The organism is Thermophilibacter sp. ET337 (assembly GCF_024733715.1).
In the GTDB taxonomy this organism is placed as follows: domain Bacteria; phylum Actinomycetota; class Coriobacteriia; order Coriobacteriales; family Atopobiaceae; genus Thermophilibacter.
Map to the genome: position 1 here is coordinate 241515 of NZ_JANRHO010000002.1, position 13716 is coordinate 255230.

11 protein-coding genes are annotated in these 13716 nt (G+C 70.4%); all 11 read right to left on the reverse strand.

The genetic code is table 11. The features are described from left to right. Positions 1–6: 6 nt before the first annotated feature. The 11 genes from murB to NW198_RS03260 all read right to left on the reverse strand — a co-directional run bounded on the left by murB (position 7) and on the right by NW198_RS03260 (position 13175). A complete protein-coding gene (murB, locus tag NW198_RS03210) occupies positions 7–921 on the reverse strand; it encodes a UDP-N-acetylmuramate dehydrogenase (protein ID WP_258339983.1) in 915 nt (304 codons plus the stop codon). Continuing rightward, the gene (gene murC, locus NW198_RS03215) at positions 918–2345 is read right to left on the reverse strand and encodes a UDP-N-acetylmuramate--L-alanine ligase (RefSeq protein ID WP_258339984.1); all 1428 of its coding nucleotides are present in this window, start codon (positions 2343–2345) and stop codon (positions 918–920) included. Before murC ends, murB begins: the two co-directional genes overlap by 4 nt. Positions 2346–2515: 170 nt before the next feature. Continuing rightward, on the reverse strand, positions 2516–3646 hold the full coding sequence (gene murG, locus NW198_RS03220; protein WP_258339985.1) for an undecaprenyldiphospho-muramoylpentapeptide beta-N-acetylglucosaminyltransferase: 1131 nt from the start codon (positions 3644–3646) through the stop codon (positions 2516–2518). A 13-nt stretch (positions 3647–3659) separates the two neighbouring features. Next, positions 3660–5219 carry a putative lipid II flippase FtsW gene (ftsW, locus tag NW198_RS03225; protein WP_258339986.1) on the reverse strand — a complete coding sequence of 520 codons (1560 nt, stop codon included), beginning with the start codon at positions 5217–5219 and terminating at the stop codon, positions 3660–3662. Next, a complete protein-coding gene (gene murD / locus NW198_RS03230; RefSeq protein ID WP_258339987.1) occupies positions 5216–6631 on the reverse strand; it encodes a UDP-N-acetylmuramoyl-L-alanine--D-glutamate ligase in 1416 nt (471 codons plus the stop codon). The genes ftsW and murD overlap by 4 nt, the downstream gene beginning before the upstream one ends. A gap of 11 nt (positions 6632–6642) precedes the next feature. After that, a complete protein-coding gene (gene mraY / locus NW198_RS03235; protein ID WP_258339988.1) occupies positions 6643–7680 on the reverse strand; it encodes a phospho-N-acetylmuramoyl-pentapeptide-transferase in 1038 nt (345 codons plus the stop codon). Then, complete coding sequence (murF, locus tag NW198_RS03240; RefSeq protein WP_258339989.1) at positions 7677–9116, reverse strand: UDP-N-acetylmuramoyl-tripeptide--D-alanyl-D-alanine ligase; 1440 nt, start codon at positions 9114–9116, stop codon at positions 7677–7679. The genes mraY and murF overlap by 4 nt, the downstream gene beginning before the upstream one ends. A gap of 19 nt (positions 9117–9135) precedes the next feature. Next, positions 9136–10923, reverse strand: a complete 1788-nt coding sequence (locus NW198_RS03245) for a penicillin-binding protein 2 (RefSeq protein ID WP_239386610.1) — start codon at positions 10921–10923, stop codon at positions 9136–9138. A 10-nt stretch (positions 10924–10933) separates the two neighbouring features. After that, complete coding sequence (locus tag NW198_RS03250) at positions 10934–11419, reverse strand: cell division protein FtsL (protein ID WP_087314114.1); 486 nt, start codon at positions 11417–11419, stop codon at positions 10934–10936. A gap of 313 nt (positions 11420–11732) precedes the next feature. Beyond that, positions 11733–12695, reverse strand: a complete 963-nt coding sequence (rsmH, locus tag NW198_RS03255; protein ID WP_258339990.1) for a 16S rRNA (cytosine(1402)-N(4))-methyltransferase RsmH — start codon at positions 12693–12695, stop codon at positions 11733–11735. 18 nt (positions 12696–12713) lie between these two features. Then, on the reverse strand, positions 12714–13175 hold the full coding sequence (locus NW198_RS03260) for a division/cell wall cluster transcriptional repressor MraZ (RefSeq protein WP_087314110.1): 462 nt from the start codon (positions 13173–13175) through the stop codon (positions 12714–12716). Positions 13176–13716 lie beyond the last annotated feature (541 nt).

Below are 13716 nucleotides of genomic sequence, written 5' to 3' on the forward strand. Positions count from 1 at the left end.
CCTCCGCTACGCGCCGAAGCCGAGCAGCTTGACCTCGCAGGCGAGGTCGACGCCGTGCCGCTCGAGGACCGCGTCGTGGGCGCGCGAGATGAGCGCGATGACGTCGGCGGCGGTGGCGCCCCCACGGTTGACGATGAAGTTGGCGTGCTCGGGCGAGATCTGGGCCCCGCCGCACGTGACCCCCTTGAGCCCGCAGGACTCGATCAGGGCGCCGGCAGAGCCGTCGGGCGGGTTCCTGAAGACGGACCCGCAGCTCGGGACCGCGAGCGGCTGGGCCTCGCGACGCCGCCTGAGGCGGGCGTCCATGTCCTCGGCGATCGCGCGCGGGTCGCCGGGCTCGAGGGAAAGCGTTGCCTCGAGGATGATCTCCGAGGTGGGAAGCGACGTCGAGCGATAGCCCCACGCGATCTCTCCCCCGCCGTAGCGGTGCATGCCCTCCCCGGGGCGCAGCACCACGAGGTCGCGGACGAGCGGGCCGACCCACTCGCGACGCGTGCCCGCGTCCATCGAGAGGGCGCCGCCAAACGTGCCCGGGATGCCCACGAGGGGCTCGAGGCCCGTGAGGCCGGCCTTGAGCGCGTCGTTGACCAGGCGCGAGAGCGTCGAGCCGGCGCCGGCGGTGAGCGCGCCGTCCTCCGCGAAGGAGTGGCGGGCGAACTCGCCGTCGAGCGTGATGACGCAGCCCCGATACCCCTCGTCCGAGACGAGCAGGTTGGAGCCCTTGCCCAAGATCACCCACTCAACGCGCTCGGCGGCGAGCACGGCAAGCGTCCTCGAGAGCGCCTCGTAGCTGTGGGCCGCGACATACAGCGCCGCGGGCCCCCCGATGCGGTAGAAGGTCCTGCGGGAGAGCCGCTCGTCTCGGCGCACGTCGGCGTCGACGGCCCCCGAGAGGGCCATGTAGGCGTTGAGGACGCTCACTGGGCGCGACCGCCCTCCCGCTCGCGCATGGCGGCGATGAAGGCCGGGCCCATCGTGGTCACGTCGCCGGCGCCCTGCGTGATGAGGAGGTCACCGGGGCGGACGATGTCGCAGAGGTCCTCGATGAGCTTCTTTCGGTTGGGGACGTAGGCGACGTCGAGGACGTTGCCCAGGTGGCGCACCGCCTCGACGACGGTCTTGCCAGAGACGCCCGGGACGGGCAGCTCGCCCGCGGGGAAGACGTCCATGACGCGCAGGACGTCGGCGTGGTCGAAGGCGCGCCCGAACTCGTCGGCGAGCGCCTGGGTGCGGCTGTAGCGGTGCGGCTGGAAGACGCACACGACGCGCTTGAAGCCGAGGTCGGCCGCCGCGCCGAGCGTGACGGAGATCTCGGTGGGGTGGTGCCCGTAGTCGTCGACGACGGTCACGCCGCCCACGTCGCCCACGTGCGTGAAGCGACGGCGCGCGCCCTTGAACTGGCTGAGGGCCTCGGCGGCGGCGACGGGGTCGAGGCCGAGCACGTCGGCCACGGCGATGGCCGCGGTCGCGTTGGCCATGTTGTGGCGCCCGGGGTTGGCGCTGATCGTCACGCGGACGTCGCCGCGGCCGCCCGGCAGCCGCACGGAGAAGGTGCTGGCCAGGGTGTGCCCGCCGTCCTCGGGGACGCAGACGTAGTCGCAGGAGGGACTGAAGCCGTAGGTGACCACGCGCCTGCCCGTGGAGCGGGCGAGCTCGACGTAGCGGGCGACGTCACCGTTGACGACGACCGTGCCCTCGTCCCCGACGAGGCCCATGAAGGTGCAGAAGGTCTTCTCGATGTTCTCGAGGGTGCCGTAGTGGTCGAGGTGGTCCGCCTCGATGTTGGTGACCACGACCACGTTGGGGTTGAGGTAGAGGAAGGAGCCGTCGGACTCGTCCGCCTCGCAGACGAAGTGCTCGCCGGCGCCGTTGCGGCCGTTGGTGCCGTAGCCCTCGACGACGCCGCCGATCAGGAAGGAGGGGTCGAGCCCCATCTTGTCGAGCATCGTGGCGACCATCGAGGACGTGGTGGTCTTGCCGTGCGTCCCCGCGACGGCGACGGTGCGCTGGGTGCCCGAGAGCCACGAGAGCATCTTGGCGCGCGGCCAGATGGGGATGCCGAGCTCGTGGGCGCGGACGACCTCGGGGTTGGTCTCGGGGATGGCGGTCGAGGTGACCACCACCTGCGGGGCGACCTCGTCGATCGTGGCGGCCTCGTGGCCCACGTGGACGTCGATGCCGGCCGCCTCGAGCTCGCGGACGTAGTGGGAGCTCTTGAGGTCGGAGCCGGTCACGCGACATCCGCGCTCGTGCAGGACGAGGGCGATGCCGCTCATCCCCGCGCCGCCGATTCCGATGAAGTGGGCACTCGTGACGTTTTCGACCTCAGCGTTGTTCTCGACCATGGGTCCGCTTTCGACGTGGCCTATCGTGCGCCCTCTAATGTATCTCAAATCGGGCGGCGTCGCGGCACCTCCGCACAAATCCCGCGAGCGCGCGGGAGTCTCAACCGGAGCTTTCGTCCGGCCGGGGACGCGGGTGGACGGGCCTTTGGCGGCAGGTCGGGAGCGGAGGGTCAGCCGCGCCGGGCGGCCGCCTCAACCTGGTCCGCGAGGGCCACCGACGCGCTCGTCTGGGCGAGGCCGCGCGCCGCGGCGCGCATCCGCTCGCGGCGGGCGGCGTCGTCGACGAGGCCGAGCAGCGTCTCGGAGAAGACGGGCTCGTCGATCTTGTCGTCGGGCACGAGCTCCGCCGCGCCGGCGTCCGTCAGGAAGCGGGCGTTGGTGGTCTGGTGGTCGGCCGTCGCGTGGGGATAGGGCACCAGGAGGCTGGGGACGGCGAGCGCCGCGATCTCGGCGATCGAGGACGCCCCGGCCCGGGAGAGCACGAGGTCGGCGGCCGCGAGCGCCTCGCCCATGTTGGAGATGTAGGGCATGACGCGCCAGCGGAGCTGCTCGTCGGGCGTGAGCGCGAGGGCCGAGACGGTCTCGTCGAAGCCGTCCGCGCCGGTGGAGTGGACCACGACGAGCCCCTCGCGGGAGAGCAGCTCCCGCTTGAGGCGGCAGACGCCCTCGTTGATGTGGGCCGCCCCGAGCGACCCGCCAAAGACGAGCAGGAGCGTCTCGTCGGGCTCGACGTCAAAGGCGGCCCGTCCCGCCTCGCGGCTCGCGGACGACACGCTGCGGCGGACCGGGTTTCCCGTGAGCACCACGGAGCGCGCGGGGCGCTTGGCCCGCTCGAAGACCTCGCGCGCCGCGGGCACCGAGATGCACACGGCCTCCGCGTGCGGGGCGAGCGCCTTGTTGGCCAGGCCCGGGACCGAGTTCTGCTCGTGGAGCAGATAGGGCACGCCGGCGCGATGGCAGGCGTTGAGCAGCGGCATCTCGACGTAGGCGCCAAAGCCCACGGCGACGTCGGGCGCGCCCTTCTCGGCGAAGCGGCCCTTGATCTGGGACTGGGCGTGCCGCATGCGCGCGAGCGAGCTCGCGAGCGTCCAGGGGCGGGAGCGGTCGAAGCCGCTCACGACCACCGGCACGAGCTCGAAGCCCGCCTCGGGGACGAGCCGTCCCTCGAGCTTGGAGGTCTGGCCAAAAAACGTCACGTGGTGGCCGCGGTCGCGCAGCTCCTCGGCGAGCGCGAGCGCGGGGTTGATGTGTCCGGCCGTGCCGCCCGCGGCGATCGCGACCTCGAGGTGTCTCTCGTCCATGAGCCTCTCCCTGCTATCGTGTCCTGGGCCCCTTGTCGCGCCCGCGCAGGCGGTCGCTCGCGCTGGGGCCGAGGTCTATTCTGCCGCGTCCGCCGCCGCCCGTCGACCCGCGCCCGCTCGACCCGCGCGCGCCCGTGCCGCGGCCCGATCCGCCGCGCCCCGCGGCCCCGCGCCCGGTCGTCGCGCGGCCGCTCGAGCGCCCTGAGCCCGAGGCGCCCCGGCGGGCGCCGCCCTCGACGACGGTGAACCCGGGGCTCGCCTGAGCGCCCCCCGAGGAGGCGCGTCCGCGGCCCGAGCGCGCCGCGGGCTCCCCCACGAGCTCGAGGCCGGCGGGGTCGCGCCCCTCGTCCTCGAGCTGCCAGGTGTGCCGGACGCCGTCGTAGGCCGTCTCGGGCAGGCGCGAGTGCACCGAGACCGAGACGATCATGCCCACGAGCATGAGGCTCGCGAGGATCGACGAGCCTCCGTAGGACAAAAACGGGATCGGCTTGCCCGAGAGCGGGAAGAGCCCGAGCACGCCGCACACGTTGAGGAGCAGCTGCACGATCACGAGCGTGGTGCAGCCCGCCGCCACGAGGCGCCCCGAGAGGTCGGGGGCGTAGCGCGCGATCTGAAAGCCCGCCCACAGGAACACCGCAAATCCCGCGAGCACGCCGAGGGTGCCCAGAAGGCCGCACTCCTCGCCGATGACGGCGAAGATGAAGTCGTTGTGCGCCATCGGCAGGTAGGAGTACTTCTGGCGCGAGAAGCCGATCCCGACGCCAAGCAGGCCTCCCGAGCCAAAGGCGTAGAACCCCTGGATGAGCTGGTAGCCGGTGTCGAAGGGGTCGCTCCACGGATCGAGCATGGTCAGCAGGCGCTGGCGGGAGTAGTCGTCTTTCAGCGAGAGGGCGAGAAACCCGAGGAGGCCCATGACCAGAAGGCCGACCAGGATCCTCTTGGGCACGCCCGCGAGATACCCCATCACCACGATCGTGAGGCCCAGCACCATCGTCGAGCCCTTGTCGGGCTGGACGACGATGAGCACGAGCGGCACGCCCACGCCCACGATGATGAGTCTGAGAAACCCGCTCCAGTCGAGCGAGCCCTCCTCGAAGTAGCGCTCGGCGACGTTGGCCGCCGTGAACACGATCGTGAGCTTTGCGAACTCCGAGGGCTGCAGGTCGAAGAAGCCGAGGTTGATCCAGCGCGTGGCGCCCATGTCGTTGTCGGTTCCCGCGACGATGACCAGCGCGAGCAGCGCCACCGTGACGACCCAGATGGGCATCAGGAAGCGCCTCACCCAGACGCGATAGTCGAGCACCGCAAGGCCCACCGCGACGACGCTTCCCACCGCGGCGAACATCAGCTGCCGCTTGAGGTAGTAGGCGGCGTCCCCCGTCGCGCCGAGCGCGGTCACCGAGGAGGCGGAGTAGACCATGAGCGTGCCAAAGGCCACCAGGATGCCCACGCAGGCGATGAGCACCAGGCGCGGGCGCATGAAGCGCTCGGGTACGCCGAGCAGCGTCCCCTCCCCCCTCGGGGTCCGCCCGTCACGGGGCCGGGCGACGGCCGTGCGCTGGCGCGCCGTCACGAGAGCGCCCCCTCGTCGGCAAGCTCGGACACGAGGCGCTTGAAGAGGCGGCCGCGCTCGGCCATGTTGGAGAACTCGTCAAACGAGGAGCACGCCGGCGAGAGGAGCACGGTGTCGCCGGGGCGCGCCGCGGCGCGGGCGGCGGAGAAGGCCTCGCGCAGGTGCGGGGCGCGCAGGACCTCGAGCCCGGAGCCGCGCTCGGCGCGGGCGGCCTCGAGCGCGCCCGCGATGCGCTCCCCCGCCTCGCCGAAGCACACGGCGACGCGGCAGCGCTCGCAGACGGCGCCCGCGAGGGAGGCGAGGTCGGTCATCTTGTCGTGCCCGCCGAGCATGACAACGATCGTGCCGGCGTCGAAGGCAGTGAGCGCCTTCTCGACGGAGTCGGTGTTGGTCGCCTTGGAGTCGTTGACGTAGCGCACCCCGGCGACGGTGCCGGCGGGCTCGATGCGGTGCTCGATGGGCGAGAAGGACCTGAGGCCCGCGCGGACGTCGTCGCGCGTCACGCCCGCCTCGAGGGCGACGGCGGCCGCGGCGAGCGCGTTCTCGGCGTTGTGCAGGCCAAAGATCTTGAGCTCGTCGGCGGGCAGCAGCTCGTGCTCGACGCCGTCGAGGCGCACCACGAGCGTCCCCTCGCGCAGGAAGGCCGCGCAGGGCGCGTCGGGCTCGGAGCAGACGGAGAGACGGCAGGTGCGCACGCCGCGCGCCTCGCAGCGCCCCGCCACGGCGCGGCACCAGTCGTCGTCGACGGAGACGACGGCGAGGTCGCCCGCGCCCAGGTTGGCGAAGGCGCGCTCCTTGGCGGCGGCGTAGGCCTCCATCGTGTGGTGCCACTCGAGGTGGTCGGGCGTGACGTTGAGCAGCACGGCGACGCGGGGGTGAAAGAGGCTCGTCTCGGCGAGCTGGAAGCTCGAGAGCTCCGCCACCAGCCAGTCCCCCTCGGTGCGGTCCGGGACGGCCACGGTGGGCGGCGTCCCGATGTTGCCCACGGAGCGCGCCGCGAGGCCGCCCTCGCGCAGCAGGTGCGTGGCGAGCGAGGTGGTGGTGGTCTTGCCGTTGGTCCCCGTGACGGCGATCCAGCGCTCGGGGCTCTCGCGCCAGGCGAGCTCGGGCTCGCTCACGACCTCGCGCGAGCAGTCCCGGGCGGCGCGGAAGAAGGCCGAGTCCATGGGGATGCCGGGCGAGGCGACGGCGAGGTCGAAGGAGCCTGACACCTCCTCGGTCCCGCAGACGACGCGCACGCCGGCGCCCTCGAGCGCCTCCGTGCGCTCCCCCGCCTGCGCGCTGACGCCGCCGTAGAGGGTGACGGAGCTCACGCGCCCGGGTCCGAGCGCCGCGAGGTAGCGGGCAGCGGACTCGCCGGTGCGGCCGAGCCCGAGCACGAGGACGTCGCCGAGATGTGCCTGAGAGGACATGGTTTTCTCCCCTATCCGAGCTGGAAGTAGAGCGCGAAACCGAGGGCCGCGAAGGCGGCGGAGACGATCCAGAACCGCACGACGACCTTGTTCTCCGCCCAGCCCATCTGCTCGAAGTGGTGGTGGATCGGCGTCATAAGGAAGACGCGCTTGCCGGTGAGCTTGAAGCTCGTGACCTGGATCATGACCGAGAGGGCCTCGCAGACGAAGAGGCCGCCCATGATGAGCGAGGTGACCTCGGTCTTGGTGAGGACGGCCAGTGCCGCGAGCGCCGCCCCCAGCGCGAGCGAGCCGGTGTCGCCCATGAAAATGGAGGCCGGGTAGCAGTTGTGCCAGAGAAATCCCACGCAGGCGCCCGCGATGGCGCCGGCGAAGACGGCGAGGTCGAGCTCGCCGTAGCGGAAGGCCACCATGGCCATCACGCCCATCACGACCATCGAGCAGCCGCCCGCGAGGCCGTCCAGGCCGTCGGTGAGGTTGACGGCGTTGGAGAGGCCCGCCATGAGCAGGAACACGAAGGCGAGGTAGAGCCAGGGGACGGCGATCCGGGCGCCGCCCACCTCGAAGGTGGTCGTGAGCACCCCGAGGTCGATGGAGAGGCCGCCGGGGAAGCTCACCGCGGCGGGGGTCCCGCAGACGTTGACGGCAACGAGGCAGAAGACGACCGAGATCAAGATGAGGCCCGCCATCTTCTGCGAGGGGGTGAGGCCCAGCGAGCGGCCGTGCGCGACCGACTCGATGTCGTCGAGCAGGCCGAGCGAGCCGGTCACGAGCATGGCGCCCACGGCCAGCACGAGGCCCGGCGTCCACTCGGCAAAGAGGGCGCAGGAGGCGAGCACGCCCACCAGGATGATGACGCCGCCCATCGTGGGCGTCCCCTGCTTCACGAGGTGGCGCTGCGGGCCGTCCGCGCGGATCTGCTGGCCCACGCCCTCGTGGCGCATGAGGCGGATGAAGAGCGGCATGATGAGCCCCGTCACCAGCGCGGCAACGGCGACGGCGAGAAACACCTGGTAGGTTGGGTAGGCGGGATTTCCGAGTCCGATCATTGCGCGAGCACTCCCCTCACGAAGCGGTCCAGTCCAGAGGCGCGGGACGCCTTGACGAGCACGAGGTCGCCGGGCGCGAGGACGGGCCCTATGACGCGGACGGCGTCCTCGACGGTGGCGAAGCGCTCGATCGCGTCCTCGGAGAGGCCCATGGTGCGCGCGGCCTCGGCCATCTCGCCGGCGAGCTCGCCTCCGATGAGGACGAGCAGGTCCACGCCCTTGGCCGCGGCGTAGGCGCCGACGTAGCCGTGCAGGCGCGCCGCCTCGTCACCGAGCTCGCCCATCTCGCCGAGCACGGCGATGCGACGTCCCGCGGTCTCCATGGAGGCGAGGACGTCGAGCGACGAGGCCATCGAGGCCGGGGCGGCGTTGTAGGAGTCGTCGATGACGCGGGCGCCGGACGCGGCCTCGCGCACGTCGAGCCTCATGCTCGTGGGACGCATGGCCTCGATCGAATCCGTCGCGACGTCGCGGTCGAGCCCGGCGCGCCAGATCAGCGCCAGGGCGAGCAGGAAGTCGTCCACGACCTTGCGCCCGGGAAGCGACAGCGCGACCTCGCGGCCCCAGCCGTCCGAGCACGTCACGGTGAAGCGCGCGCGGCCCTCGGCGTCGAGGGTGACGCCCGAGGCCCGCACGGCGTCCTTCTCGCCCGAGCCCACGCGCAGCGTCTCCACGCCGGCGGGCTCGCAGAAGCCCCGCTCGATGAAGCCCGTGAAGTCGCCCGAGCTCGTGAGCGCGAGCAGCGGGCCCGCGCCGTCGTGGGCGGCAAGGCCCGAGACGACCTCCGCCTTGGCGCGCGCGATGTTCTCGCGGCTGCCGAGGATGCCGATGTGGCTCGTGCCCACGTTGGTGATGCAGGCGAGCGCGGGACGGCAGGCCGAGGCCATGCGGCCGATTTCGCCCGGGTGGTTCATGCCGAGCTCGCACACCAGGACCTCGGAGTCCTCGGGGGCGGAGAGGACCGTGAGCGGAAGGCCGATGAGGCTGTTGAGGTTGCCCCGCGTGGCGTGGCAGCGGCGCTGGGAGCCAAAGCCCGCGGCGAGCATCTCCTTGGTCGTGGTCTTGCCCACCGACCCGGTGACCGCCACGACAAACCATGAGGGGTGAAGCTCGCGCCAGGCACGGGCGAGGCGCAGCAGGAACTCCTCGCTGTCGTCGCCGGCGGCGCGCAGCACCGCGCAGCCCGCCGCGCCGGCGGCGGCGAGCGCCTCCTCGCCGGGGTCGGCGGAGGCGACCACCGCGGCGGCGCCCGCCTTTGCCGCGGAGGCGAGGTAGGCGTTGCCGTCGACGCGCTCGCCGGCGAAGGCGACGAACAGCCCTCCCTCGCCCACCGCGCGCGAGTCGACGACGACCTCGCCCGTCACGTCGGAGGCGCCCTCCAGGAGCACCTCCGCGCCCGTGACGCGGGCAAGCTCCGCTACGGTCATCTTGATCATCGTGCAACCTTTCTTCTTGCTATGACGAGGGCGAGATGCCCAGGATGTTGACGGCCTGGGACATCACGTCGTGGAAGACGTTTGCCGCGGACGCGGACGCAAGGTGAGGGATGTGGTTGAGGCCCGCGTAGACGAGGACCTCGGGGTCGCCCGCGTTGGCGAAGCCGCACAGCGAGGCGACAAACGACCCGGCCATGTAGCCACCGTCCTCCGAGGCCTGCTCGCCCGTGCCGGTCTTGCCGGCGATGTCGTACCCCTCGATCCGGGCGTTTTTGCCCGTACCCTCGGCCACGACGGTGCGCATGATGTCGGTCTCCAGGGCGCAGGTCTCCTCGGAGACCGCGCGGTCCCCCGCGGGCCACTCGACGTCCTCGTCGCCCTTTGTCACGAGGAAGTGCGGCGTCATGAGCGTGCCGCCGTTCGCGACGGCGCCGTAGGCGCGCACGATCTGGACCATGGGGATGGCGAGCGCCTGGCCAAAGGCCATCGAGCCGGCCGTCGAGCCGTCGTACTCGGCGGGCGTGCGCACGAGGCCCTGGGTCTCACCGGGAAAGTCGATGCCGGTAAGATGCCCGATGCCGTAGCGGTCCACGCCCTCGGCGAAGGCCTCGGCCCCGATGACCTCGGTGACGAGCATCGCCATCGCCGTGTTGGAGGAGCGGCGCATCATCTCGCGCACGGACATGTCCTCCGTGTAGTCACGTCCGTCGTCGTCGGTGACGTAGTCGTCACCGACCTTGTAGAAGGCGGGGACCGAGAAGACCGTCTCGGGCGTGTAGAGCCCGAGGTCGAGCCCGATGGAGGTCGTGAGGACCTTGAAGACCGAGCCCGGCTCAAAGGAGCTCGAGACGAGCTTGAGGTTGAGGGCCGCCTCGTCGGAGAGGTCCGAGAAGTCCGCGAGCGGCGTCGAGCAGGCAGCGAGGATCTCGCCGGTGTGGGGGTCGGTCACCATGACCGAGCCGGAGTCCGCGTCGTAGGTGCCCACGGCCTCCTTGATGATCGACTCGCAGGCCTGCTGGAGGTCCACGTCGAGGGAGATGACGATGTCGGTGCCGTTTCTCGCCTCGGTCACGTGCGAGGCGCCGCCCGCGATGGGCGTGCCGGTGAGGCCGGTCTCGACGAGCATCTCGCCGTCGGTGCCCGTGAGCAGGTCGTTGTACTGGTACTCGAGGCCCGAGGTGCCCTGGCCGTCGACGTTGACCATGCCGAGGACCTGCGCCGCGACGCTGCCGTAGGGATAGACGCGCTTGGTGTCGGCGAGGTAGTAGATGCCGCTCAGCTCGCGCTCGGCGAGCAGGTCCTTGAGCTCGTCGGCGAGCTCCTGGTCGACCTGGCGCTTGATGTAGACGAAGGTGGTGTCGGCGGGCGTGATCAGGTCCATGTAGTCCTGCTTCTCGCCGCCGAGCACCTTGACCAGCGCCGACGCGACGCCCGAGGGGTCCTCGATCTCCTTGGGGTTGGCGTAGATCGTCTCGCACTCCTCGCTCATGGCGAGGACGTTGCCGTTGCGGTCGAAGATCGTGCCGCGCTTGGCATGCAGCACGATGCGGTTGGTGCGCTGGCTCTCGGCCTTGGCCGAGAGGTTGGCCCCGTCGATCAGCTGCAGAAAGCCCAGGCGCGCCGCGACGACGCCAAAGAGGGCGAGAAAGACGCGCCTCGTGATCGAGAGCCCATGGTCGGCGCCGCCGCTGCCCGACCCTCCGGGCCGCGAGGCCCTGAGGCGGTAGCGCGCACGAGAGGCCTCGTCGTACGAGGCCTCTGGATGGTTCCTCCGCCCGGGGCGGGTATGTCTGCTGCCGTTTCTCACGCTAGCCAGTCTAGCCGACGCTGGCCTGCTCGCCCGTCTCCGTCGAGGACTGCGCAGCATCACCATGAGCACCCTCGGGCGCCGGCTCGTCGAGGACGACGGTGACGCGCTCGCCGGGGATGACCATGCCGTAGTTCTGCGTGGCGATGCGGCTGATGCGAGCGTTGCTCGAGAGCACGGAGCGCTCGATCCTGAGGTTGGAGCTCAGCGTCTGCGCGGCGTCGATCTGCTCGGTGAGGTCGGAGTTGGCCTGGAGCACCGAGACGGTCGCGGCGGAGAGCGCGACGCGGGCGAGGTTCACGGCGAAGAACAGCGCCGCGATCAGCACGACCGCACGGACGCGGGTGAGAAACTCGCGCGAGACGCCCTGGCGGACGCGGGCGTCGAGCCCGCCGCCCGAGACGACCTCGAAGGAGGGGGAGGGATTCTGCGAGGGGCGCTCCCACGCGCGCTCCGCGGCCCTCACCGAATATGCCTCTGACCCCTGATACCTCATGTGACTTCCTTGCGTGTGCGCGGTGCAGGCCGCTGTGCCCTCTGAACATGGCAGGAACGCTGGGAACTTGAGGGTTGCTTGACTCTTGCTTCCCTCGCGTGGGATGCGAACCTTAAGGTGGTGCTTGACGGTTGGTTGACGGTACGTTGCGTGGTGATGCGGTGGTGCGTTTGAGCTGCGTGGCGGTGCGTGTTTCGTGCGTCTGGGCTGTGTGACGGTGCGTTGGTGGTGCGTTTGAGCTGCGTGGTGGTGCGTTGGTGGTGCGTTTGCTATGGCAGACGGCACGAGGCCGGCTACGGCGTTGCTGTCGTCCTCAGTCGCTGGCGTCGAGCTTGACCGCCACCCTCATGAGGGCGCTTCGCGACCGCGGGTTGGCCGCGACCTCCTCGTCGGACGCGACGAGGGGCTTTCTGGTCCTGACCTTGAGTACCGGCACGTGACCGCACACGCACACCGGGAGGTCCGGCGGGCAGGTGCACCCCTGGGAGAGCTCGGAGAAGACGTGCTTCACGATGCGGTCCTCGAGCGAGTGGTAGGAGATGACGCAGATCCTGCCACCGGGGTTGGCCCATCTCACCGCCGCCCTGAGGCCGCGGTCGAGCACGTCGAGCTCATGGTTGACCTCGATGCGCAGCGCCTGGAAGGTGCGGCGGGCCGGGTGGCCGCCGGTTCTTCTCGCCGCCGCGGGAATCGCGGCCTTGATGACCTCGACGAGCTGAAGGGTCGTCTCGATGGGGGCTGCGTCGCGGGTCTCCACGATCTTGCGGGCGATGCGGCCCGCAAAGCGCTCGTCACCGTATACGCGAAAGATTCGGGCGAGGTCTGCTTCGTTGTAGGTGTTCACGACCTCTGCTGCGGTTGTGGTGTGTTTGCCCGAATTCATTCGCATGTCCAGGGGCGCGTCCTCGTGGTACGAGAAGCCGCGCTCCGGGATGTCGAGCTGGGGGGACGAGACGCCGAGGTCGAAGAGAAAGCAGTCGACCCCGGGGACCTCCGCCTCGACGAGAAGCTCGTCGAGGTCCCCGAAGTTGCCCCTGAGGGTGAGGACGCTCGCCTCGGGCGCCTCGCGGGAGAGGCGCTCCGTCGCCGCCTTGAGGGCCATGTCGTCCTGGTCGATCCCAAGCGACAGGCCGTCCGGGGCCACGCGACGCGCGAGCTCGACGGTGTGACCCGCTCCCCCGAGGGTGCAGTCGCAGGTCACCTCCCCCGGCTGGGGGTCGAGCTCGGCGAGGACCTCGGCGAGCATCACGGGTACGTGCCGATATTCTGCTGTCAAGACCGCTCACCCCCTCCGTCAGTCGTGGTAGAGAAGCGCGTCGAGATCGTCCTCGAAGCTCTCCTGCGTCGCGTTCCACTGCTCGGTGTTCCACACCTCGAAGTGGTCCCCGGCGCCCACGACCGTGACGTCGTCGGTCAGCCCGAGTCGCTCGCGCGTTCCGGCCTTGGCCGTGTCGAGCTTGCCCAGGGCCACGCGCCCGGCGGAGTCGATGTCGACCTCCACGGCGCTCGCCCAGAGCCTCGTCCTGAGCTGGACGTCCTTGCGACTGCGGGGATCGAAGGTGTTCTCGCCGCGCTCAACGAAGAGTCCGTCGATGAACCTCTCGAGCCCCTCAGGGGTGAAGCCGTTCACGCACTCCTTCAGGGGGAGAAGGTATATCGTCTTTCTGTCGCCCTCCACGAGCTGCTTGCGGAAGACGGCCGGCAGGGTGACGCGCGCCTTTGCATCCACGGACATCGGATACGAACCGGCGAGCATGCACCCTCCCCTCGAGAGACGAAAAACCTCGCCCCGTTCGGAGCGTGCGAATACTATACGTCATTGCCCCCACTTTGCGACACAGAAAAACACTTCGCTACACCTTGCGGTTGAAATCTGGGTCTGGACGGTTATCGAGCAGAAGCGACACCCCAGATGTTGGGCCCTTCAGGCCGCTGAGCCACAAGCACGCCTCCCCTGTTCGCCTCTCCCTCAAACGATTTGTGTCGCTGCCGTGAAACCGCCGCTCAAGCCGTGGTGGGATGCCCTCCCACAAAACGGGCATGAGGGCTCGGAGGCTTAACGATCCTGGCCCATCGCACGCCGCGACCCCCATCACGCCCCTCCCCTACGCGATAACCCCAAATCATTAAGCGAGAAGCACCGGTCCCCTGCGATACCCCCGAATCATTAAGCGCATCAACAAGTAATAAGGTTGTTGGCGCCCAGTGGACCTCGACCTGCGCCGCGCCCAGAGCCGCGACGAGGGGCCGCCCTCCTCGCTCAGACGCATTCCGACAAGCGCGCCCCGGGCCTCCCG